Origin of the sequence: Microbacterium sp. UBA3486, from assembly GCF_002377845.1 — a bacterium.
GTDB classification, from domain to species: domain Bacteria; phylum Actinomycetota; class Actinomycetes; order Actinomycetales; family Microbacteriaceae; genus Microbacterium; species Microbacterium maritypicum_A.
In genome coordinates, this window is the sequence record NZ_DFQP01000011.1 from 20067 (window position 1) to 42570 (window position 22504).

The following is a 22504-nucleotide window of genomic DNA, read 5'->3' on the forward strand; positions in this document are numbered from 1 at the left end:
CCGTCCCGGGGTTCCTCCGGCGTGCCCGGAATCACTGCAGCAACACCAGAGAACCACCCACAAGGAAGGCACCCGCACATGACCGATCAGAACACCGTCAAGCAGCTGCGCCTCGGCCTCTTCGAGAACGCCCAGGCGAACGACTCCGGCACCGCGACCTGGCGGCACCCCGACAATGGGCGCTATCTGTTCGACAAGCTCGAGTACTGGCGCGACACCGCGCGCATGGTCGAGGACGCCGGGTTCGACTTCCTGTTCCTCGCGGATGCCTGGGGCTGGGCCGACGTCGCGGGCGAGCGTCCGGACATCTGCTCGGTCGAAGGCCTCGACCTCCCGCGTCTCGACCCGGCGATCATCCTCGCCGCCCTCATCCCCGAGACGACGCGCCTGGGACTCGTGGCCACCGGCTCGACGCTGCTCGAGCCCCCCTACTCCTTCGCCCGCCGCATGGCCACGCTCGACATCCTCTCCGGCGGTCGCATCGGCTGGAACGTCGTCACCACCGGTACCGCCGACACGGCGGTGCAGGGCTTCGGCGTGCCGATGGTGGGTCACGACGAGCGCTACCTCATGGCCGACGACTTCATGGAGGTCGTCTACAAGCTGTGGGAGCAGGCGTGGGAGGAGGGCGCACTGGAGCGCGACAAGTCCGGCCGCTTCGCCGACCCGTCCAAGGTGCACCGCATTGCGCACGACGGCCCCTACTTCCGCTCGCACGGCTACGGCAACACCTCGCGCTCGCCGCAGGGTACCCCGGTGCTGTTCCAGGCCGGGGCTTCTCCCGCGGGCCGTGAGTTCGGCGGCAAGCACGGCGAGGCGATCTTCGTCGGCAGCGGCTCCGTCGAGCAGCTGCGTGCGCACTCGTCGGCGATCCGCGAGGAGGCCGTCAAGAACGGCCGCGGAGCCGACGAAGTGAAGATCATGTCGGCCTTCGCTGCGATCGTCGGCAGCACGGAGGAGGAGGCGCGGCGCAAGTACGCCGAGGTCGCCGACGCGCAGAATCCCGACGTCACGGTCGCCTCGTACGCATGGTTCACCGGCCTCGACCTCTCGGCCTATGCGCCGAGCACGCCGATGGCGGAGCTGAGCACCGAGCTGTCGCAGACCCAGGTCGCGCGCTTCGCCGACAAGACCGTCGGCGACGTTCTCGGAGACTGGCACGCGCACGGCGTCGGCGCCCGCCCGATCGTGGGCACCCCCGAGCAGGTGGCCGATCGGATGATCGAGCTCGCCGATGGCGCCGACCTCGACGGATTCCTGTTCGCCCCCGTCATCCCGCCGGCGTCGACGGTGGACTTCATCGAGCACGTGCTGCCGATCCTCAAGGAGCGCGGCGCGATCGTCGAGCCCTCATCGGAGCCGCAGTCGCTGCGCGAACGCCTGATCGGCACGCCGACACCGGCGCTCGCCGACTCGCACACCGGATCGCAGTACCGGCGGATGATGTCGCGTGTCTGACACCCTCACCGGTGTCGCCGTCGTGGGGAGCGCGAACCTCGATCTCGTGGTCGAGGTCTCGCGCCCTCCACGTGTCGGCGAGACCCTGCTCGGTCGGGCCGGCGGCCGCTTCTCCGGGGGCAAGGGGCTGAATCAGGCCGTCGCCTCCGCGCGCAGCGGGGCTCCGACCCGGTTCTGCGCGGTGATCGGAGCGGACGAGGCCGCCGACGTGCTGCAGCAGACGCTGGAGGATGCCGGAGTGGCGGCGGCCCTGCGCCGCAGCGCCGCCGCTCCGACCGGCGTCGCCCACGTGCTGGCGTTCGACGACGGAGACAACAGCATCATCGTCGCGGCCGGTGCGAACGCCGAGCTCGACGCGGATGACGCGGTCGCCGGGATCGCGGGCGCGGCGGTCGTGCTCGCGCAGCTGGAGGTTCCGCTCGCGAGTGTCGCAGCGGCGCTGCGCGCGGGTCGGACGGCCGGAGCCCTGACGATCCTGAACGCTGCGCCCGCACATGCCGGGGCGGTCGAGATGCTCGGCGACGTCGACGTGCTGGTGGTTAACGAGACCGAGTGCACCGAACTCGGCGGCATCGACCGGCTGCACGCCGCCGGTGCCCCGGTCGTGGTTCTCACCCGGGGTGCTGGGGGAGTGGTGCTGCATCGCGCGGGGAGCGATCCTCTGCAGGCCGACGCGTTCCGGATCGATCCGGTGGATACGACCGGCGCCGGCGATGCGTTCTGTGGAGCGTTGGCCGCCGCGCTCGCCCAGGGAGAAGCAATCGAGACGGCGCTGATCCGGGCCTGTGCGGCCGGCGCCGTGGTGGCGCAGCATCGGGGTGCGACGACGTCGGCCCTGTCGCGCGCGTCGATCGACGCGCTCGTCTCGTCGCGCTGACCTCAGGCCGAGGTGCCCGCCTCGGCCGACGCTACGCCCTCGGTCGTCTCGCCGGCGAACGTGTACTCTCCACCACGCAGACGTTCCAGCAGGTCGAGCAGCCACTGCTTCTCGGCCGTGAGGCGGGCTGTGGAGAGGTCGAAGATCTCCCGCACGTACTTGGGTGTCGTCTCGGACCGCAGCGTGTCCTGCACGTCGAAGCCGTTCTGCGTGATGATCGCGTCGCTCTTGATGAGGCGGTGCTCGAGGCCGGCGATCACCTCCTGCCGGCTCAGAACGAACATGAACGAGGCGACGGTCATGATGGCCTGGGTGTCGAAGGCTGCGACGTTCCAGAGGTTCTCGCGCAGCATGCGCTGCAGTTCGACCTCGCCGGCCGGGGTGATGCGGTAGGTCGTCCGCGCCGGGCGCTTGCCCTCGGCCTCGGTGCCGCTCTCGGCGATGTAGCCGTCGACCTCGAGGGCGCGCAGGGCGTTGTAGATCGATCCGGGTTGGATATGCGCCCACTCGTCGACGTGCCAGGTCATGAGTTCGCGACGGAGGAAGTACCCGTGCACGGGCTGGAACTGCTTCACGGCGCCGAGGACGACGAGGCGGGTGGTCGACATGCCCCTCATGCTAACGGCTGGCCTTCGCCTTTCCTGTTGTTTGCATGATCAAAATTGCCTATTATCAAAACTAGTCAAAGTTGACTAACGAAAGGAAGCCGAAATGACGACTGTCGTGACCGACGCGCTGACGAACGATGCGCTCCCGCGCGACCTCGCCCTCCGCCGGGCCTTCTCGGTGTACCCGACCGGCGTCGTGGCCCTGGCTGCGCACGTCGACGACCGTGCCGTCGGAATGGCGGTCAACTCCTTCACCTCGATCTCGCTCGAACCGGCGCTGGTGGCCATCAGTGCCGCCCGTACGTCGAAGACCTGGCCGGTGCTGCGCACCGTGCCCGAGCTCGGCATGAGCGTGCTCGCCGCGCACCACGAGCCCCTCAGTCGCTCGCTCTCGGCGAGGGAAGGCGACCGGTTCGGCGGCCATGAGTGGCGCCGCACCGATGGCGGAGCCGTGTTGATCGCGGACGCAGCGCTCTGGCTCACGTGTCGCCTGCACGGCACGTTCGACGGCGGCGACCACGAGATCGCGCTGTACGAGATCGCCGACATCACGCTGTTCGACGACGTCGAGCCGCTGGTCTTCCATCAGAGCCGCTACCGCTCGATCGCCGCCCCCGAGAGCGCGTGAACGCGTCGCCGCCGGGGACGATCGTCGGACTGGTCGTCCCCGGCGACGGTCGGGGTCGCGAGCTCGGCTTCCCGACGGCGAACCTGGCGCTCGACCACGAAGATCTGCCCGACGACGGGATCTACGCGGCGTGGGTGCGGATCGACGATGACCCGAGGCGCCGTGCGGCGAGTGTCAGCGTCGGGATGAATCCGACCTTCGACGGCGATCGCGAGCGACGCGTCGAGGTGCACCTGCATGATGTGGATCTCGACCTGTACGGTCGCCGATTGGCTGTGGCACTCGTCGCCCGTCTGCGCCCGACCCTGCGCTTCGACGGCGTCGATGCGCTGATCGCGCAGACCGCGGACGACGTCGTCCACTGCCGACTGCTGCTCGCCGGTCGCGCGCAGACCCACAGGCAGCCGGATCCGGACGAATAGTGCTTCAGCGCTGGGCGTCCGACGCGCGTCCGATCACCCGCTCCCACCATCGGCCGTTGACCGCGCTCTCCGCTGTGCGGGCATAGTGGGTGAGGAGGACGGAGTACCAGATCGCGTCGGCGGCCGCTCCGTTGACGATCTCGAACTCTTCCTGCAGCAGTGATTGTCGCTGTTCACGGCTCTCGGCCCTGCGGAGGCGATCCGCCAACGAGTCCTGGGCATTTTCATCATGGACCCATGTCAGGAATGCGGGGTCGATCGCGCGCAGATCTCGAGGGAGCCAATCGCTGGGTCGTCGATGCGCGGCACCTCGCGCGATGCTGATGCGCACGGCCGCGGGTACGGGGCGCAGGTCGTGGATGAGCCGCGTCGCGGACGCCGGAGAGAGCCGAAGGAGAAGCCCGAGGCCGCCGGCATCGGCAGCGGCGGCGACTTCGCGTTCAAGAGCTTCCAGCTGGCTCTGCGACTCGAAGAAGAGGTCGTGCCACTGCTGCAGCGGTTGTACGGCTCTGCCGATACCACGGAACAGCGTAGGTGTCTCCTCGATCCGGACCCGACCATGGTCGATGCGCAGGGCCTCACCGGTTGCCCCGGAATCGCTCAGCGCCCGCTCGAGGAGCAGACGCCGATGCTGTGCCAGCAGGTGCAGGCAGCCGTTCGTCGTGAAGCCGAGCACGTCCGCGGCCCGAGCTGTGGTGAAGCGCGCGTGAACGGCTCGCTGGTATCGGAGGGCTCGCATCGCGCTGCGTGCACGGATGAGTCCTCCGGAGAAGAACGCCGCAGACACGATCAGCAGCGTCGCGATCGACGCGACATCGCCGATCGACGGGGTCGGGAGGTCCGCGTCTCCGAGAAACGAGGCGGTCAGGTGGCGCCCGTCGACCAGCTCCCAGGCCAGCAGGAACAGGAGGACTCCGAAGATCGGTCGGGTGAGGCGCAGGGGCGATCGAGCCAGGGCTCTCAAGCCGCGGAAGAGCGTGAAGAGATTGCGGATTCGAGGAGACGGCTCGAGATCATCGACCTCGCCCGGGCGAAGGGTCTTCGCCTGGTCCTCGACGACCCAGGAGAGGCGCGTGAATGCGCGACGCCACACGAACGCGACGATCTGAATCGCGGCGAACGAGATCCCCGCCGCGACCACGAAGTTCCACGGGCGGGTGAAGCCGAGGAAGTCAGCGACGGCCAGCAGCGGTGCGGACACGGTCGATGCTGCCTCGCTGATCCACTCGATCACGTTGCGAAGCCAGGAGAGCGGAGCCATCTCGCCATTGTGCCGTGATCGCCGGTATGGCGAGGACGGCGACCTGAGCGCATCAATCCCTGGCGGTCTGCAGGATCGTCCAGAGCTCGGCGCGGGCGGGGAAGGTCGACAGGTCGACGTCGAGCAGCGCTCCCGCGTGGGCGATGCGGGAGCGCAGAGTGTGCCGATGCACTCCGAGCGCGACCGCGGCGGATTCCGCTTTCGCGTCATGCTCCAGCCAGGTGCGCAGCGAGCGTTCGAGCTCGGCGCCGGTGCGGGCGTCGTGCTCGCGCACCGGGGCCAGGCGCGATTCGGCGACGAGGCGCGCCTCGTCGGTCGCGAGGGCCGTGAGGATGCTCGACCCGACGGTGTCGGAGTAGCGGGCGATCCCGTGGGTGCCCTGCTGACGCAACGCCGTGAGTGCCTGCGCGTGCGCCCGGGCGAACGAGTCGTACCCTTCGGGATCGGAGACGCCGATGCGGATGCCGAAGCGGGCGGCGACCTCGTCGAGCAGGGCCTCGTCTCCGGCTGAGACGCACATCGTCACCCCGTCCTCGGATTCGGCGAGGAAGATCGAGGTCCCGTGCTCGGCGCGGTGCCGCTCCCACCAGTCGGCGAGCGGCCCTGCCGGCGCGTCGGCGGCGACGGCCACGAGCACGGGTGCGGTGGGCAGGCTGCCCAGCACCCTCCTGGCCAAGGTGGGGTCGTCGGCGAGGAGCGATCTGAGGAGCTGTGCGTGCAGGCGACGACGGCTGCGGGCGAGCTGCTCGCTCTGCTCCATCGCGAGTCCTGCCATGGCGATCACCGAGGTCACGACCGACCGGGCTTCGGGATCGAGCGTATCGACGGCGAGGGCGATGACGCCCCGCAGATGCCCGCCGCGGCCGACCGTGAACAGCATGAACGAATGGTCTTCGATGCTGAGCGACTGCCCCGCCTCGAGTCCACGGGTCAGGATCTCCACCGCGCGATTCCCGAGCTCGTCGAGCACACGGGCCTCCACCGTTTCGCGAGGGTGGGAGAGGGTGAGCGCTCCGGCGGCGTCGAACATCCCGGCCCAGACGCCGATTCGCCGCCCGAGTTCGGCGATCGTCGCATCGAGGCCGTGCGGTCGGAGGGCGGCGAGAGCGAGGGCACGCTGCGTGTCGAGGGCCCAGGACCGTCGGGCATACGCCTGAGCCGCGATCGCCTCGGAGTGCGCGCGGGCGACGGCGATGAACGGGGTGCGGTACGGGACGGCGAACAGCGGCATCCCGTGCGCGGCGCACGCGTCGACGAGCTCTTCGGGGATGCCGGACCGGTGCACCTCGGTTCCGAATCCCAGACCGATCACCCCGCGGTCCGCGAGCCGCCCGACGTACGTGTCGATGCTGACGGCTTCGTCGAACTGGGTTCCGGTGGTCAGCAGCGCCAGGTCTTCGGACAGGAACGGGGTGGGGTCGGCGAGATCGGAGCTGTGCACCCAACGCAGCGGGCGGTCGAGTGCCCCATCGGGGATGTCGCCTTCGCGGGGGATCAGAGAGAGCCCGAGATCGCGACGCTGCAACAGGGCGCGCAGGGTCGGCTGGGCGGTGACGACCACGGTGACCTCCGGCGAGTTGTACGAGCGGGCGATTTGCTTCTCCAGATTGTACAGACCGGTGAGTGCAGCCGGCTCGGTGGCCGCCGTACGCTCGCGAACATGGCACTCCTCGACACCGCAGCCCCCGCAGTCCCTCTCGGCGGACCCGACCTCCCCCAGGAGCGTCGTCTGGTCACGGATCTTCCCGGCCCCCGTTCCGCCGAGATCCTCGCGCGCAAGGCGGATGCCGTGGCAGCGGGCGTCGGACACACCGTTCCGGTCGCCGCTGTCGCCGCCGGTGGTGGCGTCGTCGTGGACGCCGACGGGAACTCGCTCATCGACCTCGGCTCCGGCATCGCCGTTACCACCGTCGGCAACGCGCACCCCAAGGTCGCCGCGGCCGTCGCCGCTCAGGCCGCGCAGTTCACCCACACCTGTTTCATGATCTCGCCCTACGAGTCGTACGTCGGCGTCGCCGAGGCGCTCAACCGCGTGACCCCCGGTGACTTCGCCAAGAAGAGCGCCCTGTTCAACTCGGGCGCCGAGGCGGTCGAGAACGCGATCAAGATCGCCCGCAAGCACACCGGTCGCCAGGCGGTCGTCGCCTTCGACCACGGCTACCATGGCCGCACCAACCTGACCATGGCGCTCACCGCCAAGTCGATGCCCTACAAGAGCGGTTTCGGCCCCTTCGCGCCCGAGGTCTACCGGGCGCCGATGTCGTACCCGTTCCGCGACGGACTCGATGGACGTGAGGCCGCGGCCCGCGTCATCCTCCAGCTCGAGAAGCAGATCGGCGCCGACAACCTGGCCGCGGTCATCATCGAGCCCATCCAGGGCGAGGGCGGCTTCATCGTCCCCGCCGACGGGTTCCTCCCCGCGATCGTCGAGTGGTGCCGCGCGAACGGCGTCGTGTTCATCGCCGACGAGGTGCAGACCGGATTCGCCCGCACCGGGCACATGTTCGCGAGCGAGATCTTCGGCATCGAGCCCGATCTGATCACCACGGCCAAGGGCATCGCCGGCGGCCTCCCGCTCGCTGCGGTCACCGGTCGCTCCGAGATCATGGACGCCTCGCACTCGGGCGGCCTCGGTGGCACCTACGGGGGCAACCCCATCGCCTGCGCCGCAGCCCTCGCCTCGATCGACGTGTTCGAGAACGACGGCGTGATCGAGCGGGCGCGCGAGATCGGTACGATCCTCATCGACCGCCTCACCGCGATCCAGCAGAACGACCCGCGCGTCGGCGACGTCCGCGGCCACGGTGCGATGATCGCCGCCGAGTTCGTCGACCCCGAGACCAAGGCGCCGAACGCCGCTCTCACGGCCGCCGTCGCCAAGGCGTGCATCGCGCAGGGTGTCATCGTCCTCACCTGCGGAACCTACGGCAACGTCATCCGCTTCCTCCCTCCGCTCTCGATCGGCGACGACCTGCTGAACGAGGGACTCGACATCGTCGCCGCCGCCCTGGCCGCCGCCGCCGCCGTCAGGCCNNNAGCGCCCCCCCCGACCCCCTGTCCGGTCGCGACCCCAATCGGGGGATTTCGGGTCGCGACCGGCACTACTTCCCCCAACGAAGGAGTTGCAGATGTCTGAGATCACCCGCGACGTACTCATCATCGGCGCCGGAGCCGCAGGGCTCACCGCCGCGAACGACCTGCGCAAGGCCGGCCTGTCGGTCGCCGTGCTGGAGGCCCGCGACCGCGTGGGCGGACGCCTGTGGACCGACGTCATCGACGGCGCCATGCTCGAGATCGGCGGTCAGTGGGTCTCGCCCGATCAGGATGCGCTCAAGGACGCCATCGAAGAGCTGGGCCTCGAGACCTACAGCCGCTACCGCGAAGGCGACAGCGTCTACGTCGGCCCCGACGGGAAGACGCACCGTTTCACGGGGGAGATGTTCCCCGTGTCGCCGGAGACCGAGGCCGTGATCGCCCGGATCACGGGCATCCTCGACGCCCTGGTCGCCGAGATCGACCCCGATCAGCCGTGGGCGCACCCGAACGCCGAGGAGTGGGATTCGATCACCTGGGACGCCTGGCTGCGCTCGCAGACCGATGACGACGAGGCCGTGCGCAACCTGGCCTTCGCCACGGGATCGGCGATGCTCACCAAGCCCACGCACTCGTTCTCGCTGCTGCAGTCGCTGCTGATGGCCGCATCCGCCGGTTCGTACTCGAACCTCGTCGACGCCGACTTCATCCTCGACAAGCGCGTGGTCGGCGGTCTGCAGCAGGTGCCGCTGCGTCTCGCCGAGCGCCTGGGCGACGACGTGCTGCTGAACCAGCCGGTCCGCAGCCTCGAGTGGTCGGACGCGGGGGTCGTCGCCACCACCGACGAGCTCACGGTCCGCGCCCGCCACGCGATCCTCGCGCACGCGCCGGTGCTGTACAGCCGTATCTCCTTCGATCCGCCGCTGCCGCGTCGTCAGCACCAGCTGCACCAGCACCTCTCCATGGGCTTCGTCATCAAGGTGCACGCGGTCTACGATCGTCCGTTCTGGCGCGAGCAGGGTCTCAGCGGCACCGCGTTCAGCCCGTACGAGCTGTCGCACGAGGCGTACGACAACACGAACCACGGCGACGAGCGCGGCACCCTGGTGGGCTTCGTCTCCGATGCCAACGCCGACGGCGTGTTCGAGCTCTCTGCCGAGGAGCGCAAGGAGCGCATCCTCGAGTCGCTCTCGCACTATTACGGCCCAGAGGCCAAGAACCCGGTCGTCTACTACGAGAGCGACTGGGGCAGCGAGGAGTGGACGCGTGGTGCCTATGCCGCGAGCTTCGACATGGGCGGCCTGCACCGTTACGGCGCGGACCTGCGCACGGCGGTCGGCCCGATCCACTTCGCCTGCAGCGACATGGCCGGAGCCGGGTACCAGCACGTCGACGGTGCGATCCGGATGGGACACCTCGTCGCATCCAACATCGTCGATGCGAGCCGCGAGTCCGGCGCTGTCGAGAGCAGCAGCTGATGACCGGCTCGGTCGTCGTGGGGTACACGGCGACGGATGCGGGAGCGGATGCCGCGGCGCTGGGCGCGCGCATCGCCCGCAGCCTGGGCGCGACCCTGCACCTGGTGATCGTGCTGCCGAACGAAGGAACACGCAACGCCGCGGTGCCGCCGGAGCGCGCCTATGAGGAGCACATCCGGTCGCAGGCCAGGAAGTGGCTCGCCGACGCCGTCGTCCGGCTGCCGCAGGAGTTGACCCGCAGCGGTCATGTCCGGTTCTCCGAGTCGTTCGCCGAGGGGCTCATCGCCGCCGGCGAGGAGTTCGGCGCCCGGGTGATCGTGATCGGCGCGGCGGGCGGGGGCATCTTCGGACGCCACCGGCTCGGCAGCGTCGCCTCCGAGCTGCTCCATTCTTCGACCATCCCGGTCGCACTGGCTCCGGTGGGCACCGCCCAGCAGGACGACCACGTCATCCCGCGCGTGACCGTCGCCGTCGGGTCTCGGCCGGGCGCCGACGCGCTGCTCGACGAGGCTGTCGCCCTCGCCGGCGACAGCGGCGTCGACCTGCGTCTCGTCTCCCTCGTACCGTTCGACGTGCCGCCGGGGCTCGATACGGGCGCGATCCGCACGGTCGGTGACGACCACGGACAGGAGGTCCTCGCGATGGCGACCGAGCTTCTCCCGGACGGACGCACCGCCGCCGTCGAGAAGGCTCCGGGCGACACCGTCGAAGATGCGGTCGCGAACCTCTCCTGGCTTCCCGGCGAGGTGGTCCTGGTCGGCTCCAGCAGGCTGGCGCAGCCCCGTCGTCTCTTCCTGGGCTCCACGGCGGCGAAGATGCTGCACGAGCTGCCCGTCCCCATGATCGTCGTCCCGCGCACCCGCAACGAAGCAGGAGAACGCTGATGAGCAGCACCAACCGGGCGACGGAGCCCGAATCCGGTGTCACGACCGGGATCTCCACCAAGGGCCTGAGCGCCGGAACGGTCGGCCTGATCGGCGCGGTCGTGATCGGCATCTCGTGCATCGCACCCGCCTACACCTTCACCGCCGCCGTCGGCCCTGTGGCCTCCACGGTGGGGTCGCAGATCCCCGCGATCATCCTGGTCGGCTTCATCCCGATGCTCCTGGTCGCCTTCGGGTACCGCGAGCTCAACAACCGGATGCCCGACTCCGGCACCTCGTTCACCTGGGCGGCCCGCGCCTTCGGTCCGTGGGTGGGCTGGATGGCGGGCTGGGGCCTGGTCGTCGCCACGATCCTCGTGCTGTCCAACCTCGCGGGCATCGCCGTCGACTTCCTCTTCCTGCTGATCTCGCAGATCACGGGCAACCCCGACATCGCCTCCCTCGCGAGCGTCACCTGGATCAACATCGGCGTGTGCCTGCTGTTCATGCTCGGGGCGACCTGGATCTCGTACCGCGACATGCAGACGACCCAGAAGCTGCAGTACTGGCTCGTCAGCTTCCAGATCCTCGTCCTGCTCTTCTTCGCCGGTGCGGCGATCGTGCAGGCCGTCAACGGCAACGGCTTCGACTACCAGCCCTTCGACCTGAACTGGTTCAACCCGTTCGCGATCTCGTCGTTCAGCGCCGTCGCCGCCGGACTCTCGCTGTCGATCTTCATCTTCTGGGGCTGGGACGTCACCCTCACCATGAACGAGGAGACCAAGGACCCGGAGAAGACCCCGGGTCGCGCGGCCACCGTCACGGTGCTGATGATCGTCTCGCTCTACCTGCTGCTCGCGGTGGCGATGATCATGTTCGCCGGTGTCGGCACCGGTGCGCTGGGTCTCGGCAACGAGGACATCCAGGAGAACGTGTTCTTCCACCTCTCCGGCCCGATCCTCGGCCCGCTCGCCTTCCTGGTGTCGCTCGCGGTGCTGACCAGCTCGGCGTCGTCGCTGCAGTCCACGTTCGTGGGACCGGCGCGCACGCTGCTGGCGATGGGGCACTACGGCGCCCTGCCCAAGTCGTTCGCGAAGGTCAGCCCGCGCTTCTTCACCCCGGGGTACGCGACCATCATCTCCGCCATCGTCGCGTCGGCCTTCTACGCCGTGATGCGCGTCGTGAGCGAGGACACGCTGTGGGACACCATCCTCACGCTCGGCATGATGATCTGCTTCTATTACGGGATCACCGCCTTCGCGTGCGTCTGGTACTTCCGCAAGCAGTGGTTCGACTCGACGAGGAACTTCTTCTTCACGTTCCTCTTCCCGCTCGTGGGCGGTGCGATCCTCGCGGTGCTGTTCTTCACGACGCTGATCGACTCGATGGACCCGGCCTACGGCTCGGGTTCTCAGATCGGCGGCGTCGGCATCGTCTTCATCCTCGGAATGCTGATCATCGGCGTCGGCATCGTCGTCATGGTCTGGAACGCCATCAGACGGCCGGCGTTCTTCCGCGGTCAGACGCTGAGCATCGACGCACCTCCCAGCCGACGCACGCGCTCCTAGCCCTCCTCACAGAAAGAGAATCATGAGCACTCAGACCGAACAGGCGCTCCTGGACAGCATCCCCACCGGCCTCTTCATCGGCGGTGAGTGGATCGACGGCGAGACCGGCGGCACGTTCGACGTGCAGGATCCCGCGACCGGTGCCGTGATCCGCACCATCGCCGACGCGACGCCCGCAGACGGCATCCGCGCCCTCGATGCGGCCGTCGCCGCGCAGGACGCGTGGGCCGCGACGGCTCCGCGCGTGCGCAGTGAGATCCTCCGCCGGGCATTCGACCTCGTGCAGGAGCACAAGGAGGACCTGGCGCTGCTCATGACGCTCGAGATGGGCAAGCCGCTCGCCGAGGCGCGTGGCGAGGTCGGTTACGGCGGTGAGTTCCTGCGCTGGTTCAGCGAGGAGGCCGTGCGCATCAGCGGCCGCTACGGCATCAACCCCGAGGGCACCGGTCACATGGTCGTGTCGCAGCGCCCGGTCGGACCGTCGTTCTTCGTGACGCCGTGGAACTTCCCGTTCGCGATGGCGACACGCAAGATCGCTCCCGCACTCGCGGCCGGCTGCACCGTGGTGATCAAGCCCCCGGCACTCACGCCGCTGACGACGATGTACTTCACGAAGCTGCTCGAAGAGGCCGGCCTTCCCGCCGGTGTCGTCAACGTCGTGCAGACCTCGAAGTCGAGCGCGCTGTCGGCGCCGATCATCGCCGACCCGCGTCTGCGCAAGCTCTCCTTCACGGGCTCGACCGAGGTCGGACGCAAGCTCATCGCCCAGGCGGCGGAGGGCGTGCTGCGCGTGTCGATGGAGCTCGGCGGCAACGCCCCGTTCGTGGTGTTCGACGACGCCGACCTCGACAAGGCCGTGGACGGTGCGCTGGCCGCGAAGTTCCGCAACATCGGACAGGCCTGCACGGCGGCGAACCGTTTCATCGTGCACAAGGACGTCGCGGGCGAATTCGCCAAGCGTGTCACCGAGCGCGTCAACGGCATGAAGATCGGCCGTGGCACCGAAGAGGGCGTGGCGATCGGACCGCTCATCGACGCGGATGCGGTCGCGAAGGCCGGCGAACTCGTCGACGATGCGGTCGGTCGCGGTGCGACGCTGCTCGCAGGTGGCAAGGCTGTGGAGGGCACGGGCACGTTCTACGAGCCGACCGTGCTGACCGATGTCGTCGCGGGAAGCGCGATCCTGCGCGAGGAGATCTTCGGACCGGTGCTCGCGATCGCGACCTTCGAGACCGAGGAAGAGGCCGTGCGCCTGGCGAACGACACCGAGTACGGACTCGTGTCGTACGTCTTCACTGAGAACCTGCAGCGCGGTCAGCGGATGATCGACGGGCTCGAGACCGGCATGATGGGTCTCAACGTGGGCGTTGTCTCGAACGCGGCCGCACCCTTCGGCGGCGTCAAGCAGTCCGGCGTCGGCCGCGAGGGCGGCTTCGAGGGCATCCACGAGTACCTGTCCACCAAGTACACGCTGATCCCGGTCTCCTGATTTCCGATGCGGGGCCCGCGCGTCGGGCCCCGCACCACCACACGAGAGGACATGTCATGACCGACTACGCCGTCATCAACCCCGCCACCGGAGAGACGCTGGCGTCCTTCGACACGTTCACGGATGCCCAGATCGATGAGGCGGTCGCCGCCGCCGACGAGGCCCACCGCGAGTGGTCGCGCTCGTCGACGGTCGCCGAGCGCGCGGCCCTCGTCCGGCGTGCCGCCGAGCTGCACCGCGAACGCCGCGAAGAGCTCGCCGACATCTTCGTGCGTGAGATGGGCAAGCCCCGCGAGGCCGCCCTCGGCGAGGTCGACTTCGCCGCCGACATCGCCGAGTACTACGCCGACCAGGCGGAGTCGATCATGGCCGACCAGCCGATCGCGATCCTGGGGGAGGGGTCGGCCATCATCCGCCGTTCCTCGCTCGGCCCGCTCGTCGGCATCATGCCGTGGAACTTCCCGGCGTACCAGATCGTGCGCTTCGCCGCTCCCAACCTGATCGTGGGCAACACGATCCTGCTCAAGCCCGCCCCGCAGTGCCCGGAGTCGTCGACCGCGATCGAGAAGATCTATCACGATGCCGGATTCCCGAAGGGCGCCTACCAGAACGTCCTCGCGACGAACGAGCAGATCGCGACGATGATCGCCGACCCGCGCGTGCAGGGCGTCTCGCTCACCGGATCCGAGCGCGCCGGTGCCGCGGTCGCCGAGATCGCCGGACGCAACCTCAAGAAGGTCGCACTCGAGCTCGGCGGCTCCGACCCGTTCATCGTGCTCTCCACCGACGACCTCGACGCCACGGTGCAGGCCGGCGTCGATGCGCGCCTCGACAACAACGGGCAGGCCTGCAACGGCGCGAAGCGCTTCATCATCGTCGACAGCCTGTACGACGCCTTCGTCGAGAAGTTCACGGCGGCGATGGCGGCCGTCGAGGCGACCGATCCCATGCTCGACGACACGGTCCTCGGTCCGGTGTCGTCCGAGACGGCTGCGGTCAACCTGCAGAAGCAGATCGACCAGGCGGTCGAGCAGGGAGCGACGCTCCTCACCGGCGGCACCCGTGACGGCGCGTTCTTCGCTCCGACCGTGCTGGCTGACGTGACGCCCGAGATGAACGTCTACCGCGAGGAGCTCTTCGGCCCCGCCGCCGTCGTCTATCGCGTGGCGGATGAGGACGCGGCGGTCGAGCTCGCGAACGACACCACCTTCGGTCTCGGCTCCTACGTCTTCACGACGGATGCCGCGCAGGCCGAGCGCGTCGCCGACAAGATCGAGGCGGGCATGGTCTACGTCAACCTCGTGCTCGCCGACAGCCCCGAGCTGCCGTTCGGCGGCGTCAAGCGCAGCGGCACGGCCCGCGAACTGGGTCACCTGGCCGCGGACGAGTTCGTCAACAAGAAGCTCATCCGCATCGGCTGAGCGCACGACGAACGGCCCCTCGCAGAACGCGGGGGGCCGTTGTCGCATCCACCACCGAATGCGGGACGGATGCCCTGTCGGTGGGGACATCGAGTGGGAGACAATGGCGGCATGAGCGCGCACACCGACCCCATCGAGATGCTGACCACCGACCGGAGCCGGGAGCTGCTCGGCACGCAGGAACTGGGAAGACTCGTCACCCACGTCGGGGACACGATCGACATCTTCCCGGTGAACTACGTGGTCGACGGCGACGGCATCCTGTTCCGCACGGCGCCAGGCAGCAAGCTGTTCGAGCTGACGGTGAACACCGACGTGCTCTTCGAGGTCGACGATCATACCGACACGGACGCCTGGAGCGTCATCGTCCGCGGGCACGCGACCGCTCTGGAGGCGGATGCGGACGTGCACCGCGCGGATGCCGCGGGCCTTCGCCCCTGGATCCCCACCCTCAAGCGCGTCTACGTGCGCATCGACCCGACGTCGGTCTCCGGGCGGGCGTTCCGTCGCAGTGCAGAGCCGGACCGGGATGGTGCTCAGGAGTACTGAGCGCCACTCGTCGCCCTCAGGCGGAGAAGAGCTTCAACTCCTCGGGAGTGAAGTAGTTCTGGGTCACGTCCGTGATGCGCACGAGGTACTTTCCCCGCTTCCCGTCGATCGAGACGACGGTTCCGACATTGCCGGTCATCGTCGGTCCGGTGATCTGCACGGTGTCTCCGATGGCGAAGTCGCTCATTCTGCATCCTCTCGTCGTGCCGTGACCCCGGATGCGCCGGCGAGCGTCTCGGCTTCTTCTGATGCTTCGAGGCTAGATCGCGCGTCGAAGCGGCGACAGTGTCGGATGTCGGCAGTTCGAGTGACATCTGTCACGGTCGTCCGACGAGCCTCAGCCCCGTGCCTCGGGCGTAGGGTCGAAGCATGGCAAACGTCGCTGAGAACATCGTCAAGACTCTGCACGCCAACGGGATCGACCGTGTCTACGGCATTCCCGGGGACTCGCTGAACGGCTTCACGGATGCGCTGCGCAAAGACGGCACGATCCGATGGGTGCATGTGCGGCACGAGGAATCCGCCGCGTTCGCCGCCGCCGCCGATGCCGCAACCACCGGCGAGCTCGCCGTCGTCGCCGGATCCTGCGGGCCCGGGAACCTGCATCTGATCAACGGCCTCTACGACGCCAACCGCTCACGCGTTCCCGTGCTCGCGATCGCCGCCCACATCCCCACCACCGAGATCGGAACCGGATACTTCCAGGAGACGCATCCGCAGGAGCTCTTCCGCGAGTGCAGCGTCTACGTCGAGTACGTCGCCGATCCGAAGCAGATGCCGCGCCTGATGGAGATCGCCATGCGTGCTGCCATCGAAGAGCGCGGGGTCGCGGTGCTCGTGATCCCCGGTGACGTCGCCCTGGCAGACATCGCCGACGACCGTGCCGTCGTGATCGAGCGCACCCGCCCGGTGGTCGTGCCCAATCCGGCGGAGCTCGAGAAGGCGGCGACGCTGTTGAACGCCGCGAAGAAGGTCACGATCCTCGCCGGAGCCGGCGTCGAGGGCGCGCACGACGAGGTCATCGCGCTCGCCGACACACTGGGTGCTCCCATCGTGCATGCGCTCCGCGGCAAGGAGTTCATCGAGTACGACAACCCCTTCGACGTGGGGATGACGGGGCTTCTCGGCTTCGCTTCGGGCTTCCGGGCCATGGAGGCCGCCGACGCGCTGCTGGTGCTGGGCAGCGACTTCCCGTACGAGCAGTTCTACCCCGACAACGCGACGACGATCCAGGTCGACATCCGTGGTGCCCAGCTCGGCAAGCGGCATCCGCTCGATCTGGGGCTGGTCGGCGATGTGCGTGCCACGGCGGACGCACTGCTGCCTCGACTGGCGCGCAAGGACGACCGTACGCACCTCGACGATGCCACCGCGCACTACCGCAAGACTCGCAAGAAGCTCGACGAGCTGGCGGTGCCGGCCAAGGGCAAGCGTCCCATCCACCCGCAGTACCTCGCCCGTCTCCTGGACGAATACGCGGCCGACGCTGCGATCTTCACGGCCGACGTGGGGTCGCCGACCGTGTGGGCGGCGCGATACCTCTCGATGACCGAGAACCGGCGACTGATCGGCTCGTTCACGCACGGCTCCATGGCCAATGCGCTGATGCACGGCATCGGGGCCCAGGTCGCACACCCCGACCGTCAGGTCGTGGCGCTCGCGGGTGACGGCGGCCTCTCGATGATGCTCGGCGAGCTGCTGACCCTGACGCAGAACAAGCTGCCCGTGAAGACCGTCGTGGTCAACAACTCATCGTTGAACTTCGTCGAGCTCGAGATGAAGGCCGCCGGCTTCGTGACGTACGGGACGGGGCTGGACAACCCCAGCTTCGCTGCGATCGCCGAGGCGATGGGGATCTTCGCACGCCGGGTGGAGCGGAGCGAGGACCTCCCCGACGCCGTCCGCGAAGTGCTGGCCCATGACGGTCCCGCTCTGCTCGACGTGGTCACCGAACGGCAGGAGCTCTCCATGCCGCCCGCGATCGAGGCGGCGCAGGTCAAGGGCTTCGCGCTCTACGCGATCCGCACGGTCATGTCCGGGCGCGGCGACGAACTCCTTGATCTCGCGAAGGCCAACTGGCGCCAGCTCTTCTGAGACGGCGCCCCAGCGACGGCGCCGTCTCGCCCGCCCGGCGCTCAGCTCTCCAGGCGCGCGCGGATCTCGGCGGCTTCGCCGTGACGGCCGAGCGCCTCGAGCACGTTGCCGAGCTCGAGGGCCGACACCTGCAACAGCGGCGGGTGTCCGACCGCGTGCTCGATGGCGCTGCGGTAGACCGGGACCGCGTCTGCTGAGCGCTCGTTGCCGGCGAGCACCCGCGCCGCGAACAGCTCCGAGCCTCCGGTCGAGCCCAGGTCTCCGAGCGCTGCGAAGCCGTCGGCCGCGGTGAGAGCAGCCGAGACGGCTTCATCGACACGGCCGAGCTCGGCCAGCGCCCGTGCGCGCGAGTCGGTCACATCGGCGAGCAGCCACTCGGCCTCGTGCTGCTGCGCGAGGGCGGCGACCTCGTCGAAGAGCCCGAACGCCCGCTCATCGCCGCGTCCGCCGTAGGCCTGGCCGAGACTGTGCAGAACCTCGGTGAGCGCGCCGACGGCTTCGGGCGCGCGCCGTACGATCTCGGCGGCGGACTCGAGCAGGGCGATCGCATCGTCGTGCTCGTCGAAGCGCGCGAGGATCTTGGCCTGCTCCGTCATCGACATCGCCTGGTCCGCGTGCTCCTCGGCCTGCCCGAACAGTTCGGAGGCATAGCCGTGCGCACCGACCGACTGACCGAACTCGCCCGCGGCGCTCAGGGCGCGCGCGAGCATCGACACGGTCATGGCGCGCGAGCCGGCGGGGACGTCGGCCTCCTCCTCGCGCTGCAGCACGTCGCCGAACAGCTCTGCGGCTTCTTCTGCATCGCCGACACGCAGCATCGCGCGCGCGAGACGGAAGTCGAGTCCGGTCGTGTCCGCTCCGGCTTCGTCTCCCAGGCGCGCGGCGAGGCGGTAGCGCGAGACGGCTTTCTCCGGCTCGTCCGCGTCCTCCCAGAGGGCTCCGGCAAGCAGGTGCGCGTCACCGAGCGCGCGGGTCGCTCCCAGTTCGGCGAGCAGGCGGCAGGCCTCGTCGGCATCGGCCGCGCCCTCCAGGTATGTGTTCCCGCCGCCGCGCACGCGTGCGCGGGTCTGCAGCGCCTGGGCCCGGTGGCCCGCGCTGAGGTCGTCCTGAGCGAGGAAGCGGTCGAGCAGCGCGCTCCCCGCTTCGAGGTCGCCCTTGCTCAGCACGGCCGAGATGGCCAGCAGCGTCGTGGTGTTCGTCAGACGGGTGTCCTCGGCCTCGGCGAACGACCGCGCCGCCACCTCGGCGTGATCGAGCGCGGCGTCGGGTTCGCCGGACTGCAGGTGCAGGGCGGCGCGGCTGATCGCGAGGTCGCCGCGCGTCCAGGCGGGGAGATGCTCGGAGGCGCCGATCTCCTCCTCGAGGGCGGCGGTCGTCTCCGGGGTGTTCAGCCCGAACGTCGCGAGGCCGAGACGTTCCTCGAGATCGGCCTGCACATCGCGACCGGCCGCACGCAGTGCGGCGACACGCTCCGGGAGGAGCTGCAGAGCCTCGTCGGCGCGATCGAGGGCGATCAGGATGCCCAGGCGCATCGAGAGCAACTGGGCGCGCTTCGCGGGGTCCTCGACCTCGAGAGCCCGGGGCAGGGCCTCGAGCGTCTCGTGCTCGGCGCCGAACTGGGCGAGCTGCATCGCCCGCTCGAACCATCCGTCCGCGTCGACCGGTGTGGTGGTGGGTGCCGCGGCGACGAACGCGTCGGAGCGGATCGGAACGTCGTACCGCTCGTCCGCCAGCGCCCGCATCCGTTCCAGGCTGCGGGCGTGCCCGTCCGTCCCGTCACGCTCGTCGAAGCCCGCTCCGATCCGCTCCGCAGCGGTCCATGCGGCTGCTGCGAGCTCGGCGGCGCTCCAGGTGCCGTCGTGCTCGCCGAAGAACGGGACGAGGGCGGCCGACTCCGCGCCGCGCACGGGAGTGTCGCCGTGTCCGACGGCCGTCACCCGGTCCAGCGCCACGGCGAGGGCCGCGAGAGCCGCGAAGTGGGCGTCGACGTTCAGGCCGTCGTGCGCGAGCCAGGAGATGTGCTTCTCGACCAGTGCGAGCGCGCGCGCCTCGTTGCCGGTGAGGGCTGCGAACACGATGTTGTTGGCGACGATGCGAAGGTTGTCGGGGTTGTCCTTGGCCAGTCGGTAGCTGCGCAGATGCGCGGTCTTCGCCTCGTCGAGGCGTCCGGCACGCAGGTAGGGCAGGAGCACGCGCGAGAGGGCGTGCTCGGGCTCCTCTCCACAGGAGAATCCGCCCTCGATCATCTCCTCGACGAGCACGATCGCCTCGGCGTCGCGGTCGGTGTCGGCGAAGAAGCCCGCGATCTGACTGCGTCCACAGGCGTCGCAGTGGCTGTGGTCGTCGCGCGGCGTCGCCTCCAGCTGCACGCGCAGCGCCTCGGCCTCGTCCATGCGACCGGCGTCCCAGGCGTCCTCGAAGCGCGCGGTGAGCACGCCGCTGACGCCGAGCCCCGCGGCGCGGTAGTGCGACTCCATGTCGTCGAGCACGGCGGCGATCTGCTCCTGCGAGAACGCGGGGGAGGACCGCAGCGACGAGGCCATCCACTTGAACTGCCACATCAGATCGGCTCCGCCGTTGTCGAGATCGGCCGGGAAGCGCTGCGGGTCGGCATCGTGATGGGCGAGGCACCACGCGAACGAGTTGAGCATCACGTCGGTGGCGCCGTTCATGTTCGCCGACGCGGTCTGACGCATCCGAGCCTCGTACTCGAGCCGCTCGTCGCCGATCTCGATCGCCAGGGCGACGGCCTCGGAGACCAGCGCCTGCTCTGCGGGCCCCCAGGGGGTGCGATCGATCTCCTCGATCAGCTGCTGGAAGCGCTTCTTCGGACGTGCCATGGAGGGGACCTTTCGGTGGAGAGTCAGCGGGCGTCGCCGAAGGGGATGGTGTCGCCCTCCAGACCGGCCGAGAGTGAGACGAGGTCGGCGAGGGCGCTGGTCATCAGCGTCCGGTCGGCGTCCGCGAGCGGATGGTGCCCGGCGAGAAGCGCCTGGATGTAGAGGAGCTGCACGGTGCGCGCGAAGACGGCGTCGTCCTGCACACGCACCAGGGCGCGCACGACCCGATTGGACCAGTTCAGGCACAGGCGCGCGCGCAGATCGTCGTCGCGGGCGGATGACAGGGTCTGGTCGATGCGATCCAGCACACCGCCCCAGAGGGCCCCGGTGACGCCCTTGGTGCGTCCGCGGTCGATCGCCCGCAGCACCTCGGGGTCGGCCACGTAGAGCCCGGCCAGATCGGGGCGGTCGATCGACCGGACGACCACGGAGCAGTCGGATGCGGCGAGCACGGCACCGGCGCGCGCTTCGAGGGCGACGGCCGCATCGCGGTCGTCGAGGGGTGGCGGATCGAGACGATCGAGTTCGCCCGTGACATCCACCTTTTCGACGGAGACGTGCGGGTAGAGGTCGGGCAGCATCCGGATCAGATCGGCGTCGTAGAGGTAGCCGCCGTTGACGAGCACCTCATCGGAGGGGGAGATGCCGGCCACCTGGCGGAATTCGTCCACGCTCTGCGCATAGCGGATGTGCGGGTATCTCTCGACGAGGTCGCCGACCCGCACCGTGCCGTGCGTCGTCTCGACCGTCAACCAGCGGGAGATGAAGTGGGCGAGCTCCTCGTCGTGGCGCACCAGGGATTTGAGGCCGACCTCGTGCACGGCGACGAACTGCGCGAGACGATGGGGTTCGCGCAGCCCCAGCTCGAGCACCCAGCGGCGGATGCCGGCGCCCAGCTGCTCGCGCACGCGTTCGAGCGCCGCGTCCTCGACGAGCGATTCCCTGCTCGCGGTGGGAGCGAGGCCGGTGGAATCGATCACGGCGCGCACGAAGAAGGCCCAGTCGGGGAGCACATCGTCGACGCGCTCGGAGAGCAGCATCCGTCCCAGGTACATGCGCGTGGCCTGGCGTGCACCGGGAGGAGGGGCGAACGGCAGTATGTACGCGAGGCCGCGCGTGCCCGTCGCGGGCTCGCTCAGCTCGATGACGTCGAGCGGACTCGCGCCGAGGAGATCCCGACCGTAGCCGACCGCCGCTTCGGGGTCCTGCGCGGCGTCGAGGAACGGAGCGTCTCGGGTGATGTCGATGTCGCCGGCGGCGGCGTCGATCGTGACGCGCACCGGCAGGAACTCCCCGAACGTCGTCGCCAGCTCGTGCACGGCGGCGGGGCGCAGCAGCTCGTCGGCGTCGAAGCGCGGGACGAGGTGCACACTGGTGCCGATCGGCAGCTCCTCGTCGATCTCGGCCACCTGGAACGTGCCGTCGGCACTGCCGGTCCACTCGACCGAGGCGCCGCCGCGGGCGCTGCGCGAGCGGATGACGATCGTGTCGGCGACCATGAAGCAGCTGAGCAGACCGATGCCGAACTGCCCGAGGTAGTCGCTGCGGGGGAGGTCGAAGATGTCCCGCTTGGAGCTGCGGCCGACCGTCGCCAGCAGATCGGCGACCTCCGTGGCGGTCAGCCCCACGCCGTCGTCGCGCAGCACGAACTCGCCGGTCTCGGCGGTCAGCGGAGTGATCCGGATGCGGCCGCCGCCACCGTCGACCTCGCGGCGGGCGGTGATCGCGTCGCGGGCGTTCTGCAAGAGCTCTCGCAGGTACACGCGAGGACTGGAGTAGATGTGCCGGCTGAGCAGATCGACGACTCCGCGCAGATCCACCTGGAACTGCTGCACTTCAGCGCTCACCGGCGCTCCCTCCTCCTGCATACGCTCGCTGAGCCTAACAAGAACACGCCATCGCGATCCCGGTTCGG

General features: G+C 69.2%; 18 protein-coding genes. 12 read left to right on the forward strand and 6 right to left on the reverse strand.

Annotation, left to right across the window (positions count from 1 at the left end):
- Positions 1 to 78: 78 nt before the first annotated feature.
- Both B2869_RS01320 and B2869_RS01325 read left to right on the forward strand, forming a co-directional pair.
- Complete coding sequence (locus tag B2869_RS01320) at positions 79 to 1458, forward strand: NtaA/DmoA family FMN-dependent monooxygenase (protein WP_292761822.1); 1380 nt, start codon at positions 79 to 81, stop codon at positions 1456 to 1458.
- The gene (locus B2869_RS01325; RefSeq protein WP_292761825.1) at positions 1451 to 2335 is read left to right on the forward strand and encodes a ribokinase; all 885 of its coding nucleotides are present in this window, start codon (positions 1451 to 1453) and stop codon (positions 2333 to 2335) included. The genes B2869_RS01320 and B2869_RS01325 overlap by 8 nt, the downstream gene beginning before the upstream one ends.
- A 2-nt stretch (positions 2336 to 2337) precedes the next feature.
- Here the strand turns inward: B2869_RS01325 and B2869_RS01330 are convergent, their stop codons facing one another.
- Positions 2338 to 2943, reverse strand: coding sequence for a PadR family transcriptional regulator (locus B2869_RS01330; protein WP_029267343.1), 606 nt, complete (start codon positions 2941 to 2943; stop codon positions 2338 to 2340).
- Positions 2944 to 3046: 103 nt separating this feature from the next.
- Between B2869_RS01330 and B2869_RS01335 the strand changes: the two genes are divergently transcribed.
- Together B2869_RS01335 and B2869_RS01340 are read left to right on the forward strand one after the other, a co-directional pair.
- Complete coding sequence (locus tag B2869_RS01335; RefSeq protein ID WP_292761829.1) at positions 3047 to 3571, forward strand: flavin reductase family protein; 525 nt, start codon at positions 3047 to 3049, stop codon at positions 3569 to 3571.
- On the forward strand, positions 3568 to 3993 hold the full coding sequence (locus tag B2869_RS01340; RefSeq protein ID WP_292761832.1) for a riboflavin kinase: 426 nt from the start codon (positions 3568 to 3570) through the stop codon (positions 3991 to 3993). The genes B2869_RS01335 and B2869_RS01340 overlap by 4 nt, the downstream gene beginning before the upstream one ends.
- A gap of 4 nt (positions 3994 to 3997) precedes the next feature.
- Here the strand turns inward: B2869_RS01340 and B2869_RS01345 are convergent, their stop codons facing one another.
- Complete coding sequence (locus B2869_RS01345) at positions 3998 to 5254, reverse strand: hypothetical protein (protein WP_292761833.1); 1257 nt, start codon at positions 5252 to 5254, stop codon at positions 3998 to 4000.
- A gap of 52 nt (positions 5255 to 5306) precedes the next feature.
- Positions 5307 to 6815, reverse strand: a complete 1509-nt coding sequence (locus B2869_RS01350; RefSeq protein WP_292761836.1) for a PucR family transcriptional regulator — start codon at positions 6813 to 6815, stop codon at positions 5307 to 5309.
- Positions 6816 to 6914: 99 nt separating this feature from the next.
- On the opposite strand from B2869_RS01350, the gene gabT reads away from it, so the two are divergent.
- From gabT to B2869_RS01385, 7 genes are all read left to right on the forward strand, one after another.
- Positions 6915 to 8390 (forward strand): 4-aminobutyrate--2-oxoglutarate transaminase, encoded by a 1476-nt coding sequence (gabT, locus tag B2869_RS01355; RefSeq protein WP_292761839.1) that lies wholly within the window; start codon positions 6915 to 6917, stop codon positions 8388 to 8390.
- Positions 8383 to 9765, forward strand: a complete 1383-nt coding sequence (locus B2869_RS01360) for a flavin monoamine oxidase family protein (RefSeq protein ID WP_021201075.1) — start codon at positions 8383 to 8385, stop codon at positions 9763 to 9765. The genes gabT and B2869_RS01360 overlap by 8 nt, the downstream gene beginning before the upstream one ends.
- Positions 9765 to 10649 (forward strand): universal stress protein, encoded by an 885-nt coding sequence (locus B2869_RS01365; protein ID WP_021201074.1) that lies wholly within the window; start codon positions 9765 to 9767, stop codon positions 10647 to 10649. The genes B2869_RS01360 and B2869_RS01365 overlap by 1 nt, the downstream gene beginning before the upstream one ends.
- Positions 10649 to 12196 carry an APC family permease gene (locus tag B2869_RS01370; protein ID WP_029258915.1) on the forward strand — a complete coding sequence of 516 codons (1548 nt, stop codon included), beginning with the start codon at positions 10649 to 10651 and terminating at the stop codon, positions 12194 to 12196. The genes B2869_RS01365 and B2869_RS01370 overlap by 1 nt, the downstream gene beginning before the upstream one ends.
- 22 nt (positions 12197 to 12218) lie before the next feature.
- Entirely contained in the window at positions 12219 to 13685 is a 1467-nt protein-coding gene (locus B2869_RS01375) for an NAD-dependent succinate-semialdehyde dehydrogenase (RefSeq protein WP_029258914.1), read from the forward strand.
- Positions 13686 to 13741: 56 nt separating this feature from the next.
- A complete protein-coding gene (locus B2869_RS01380) occupies positions 13742 to 15106 on the forward strand; it encodes an NAD-dependent succinate-semialdehyde dehydrogenase (protein WP_021201071.1) in 1365 nt (454 codons plus the stop codon).
- 111 nt (positions 15107 to 15217) lie between these two features.
- On the forward strand, positions 15218 to 15655 hold the full coding sequence (locus tag B2869_RS01385; protein WP_029258912.1) for a pyridoxamine 5'-phosphate oxidase family protein: 438 nt from the start codon (positions 15218 to 15220) through the stop codon (positions 15653 to 15655).
- A gap of 16 nt (positions 15656 to 15671) precedes the next feature.
- On the opposite strand, the gene B2869_RS01390 is transcribed toward B2869_RS01385, so the two are convergent.
- A complete protein-coding gene (locus tag B2869_RS01390) occupies positions 15672 to 15842 on the reverse strand; it encodes a hypothetical protein (RefSeq protein ID WP_167255625.1) in 171 nt (56 codons plus the stop codon).
- A 182-nt stretch (positions 15843 to 16024) separates the two neighbouring features.
- On the opposite strand from B2869_RS01390, the gene poxB reads away from it, so the two are divergent.
- Positions 16025 to 17749, forward strand: coding sequence for a ubiquinone-dependent pyruvate dehydrogenase (gene poxB / locus B2869_RS01395; protein WP_292761850.1), 1725 nt, complete (start codon positions 16025 to 16027; stop codon positions 17747 to 17749).
- Positions 17750 to 17790: 41 nt separating this feature from the next.
- Here poxB and B2869_RS01400 read toward each other — a convergent pair whose 3' ends face one another.
- The gene (locus B2869_RS01400) at positions 17791 to 20589 is read right to left on the reverse strand and encodes a hypothetical protein (protein ID WP_292761852.1); all 2799 of its coding nucleotides are present in this window, start codon (positions 20587 to 20589) and stop codon (positions 17791 to 17793) included.
- Positions 20590 to 20612: 23 nt separating this feature from the next.
- Entirely contained in the window at positions 20613 to 22457 is a 1845-nt protein-coding gene (locus B2869_RS01405) for an HSP90 family protein (protein ID WP_422655921.1), read from the reverse strand.
- Positions 22458 to 22504: the final 47 nt, after the last annotated feature.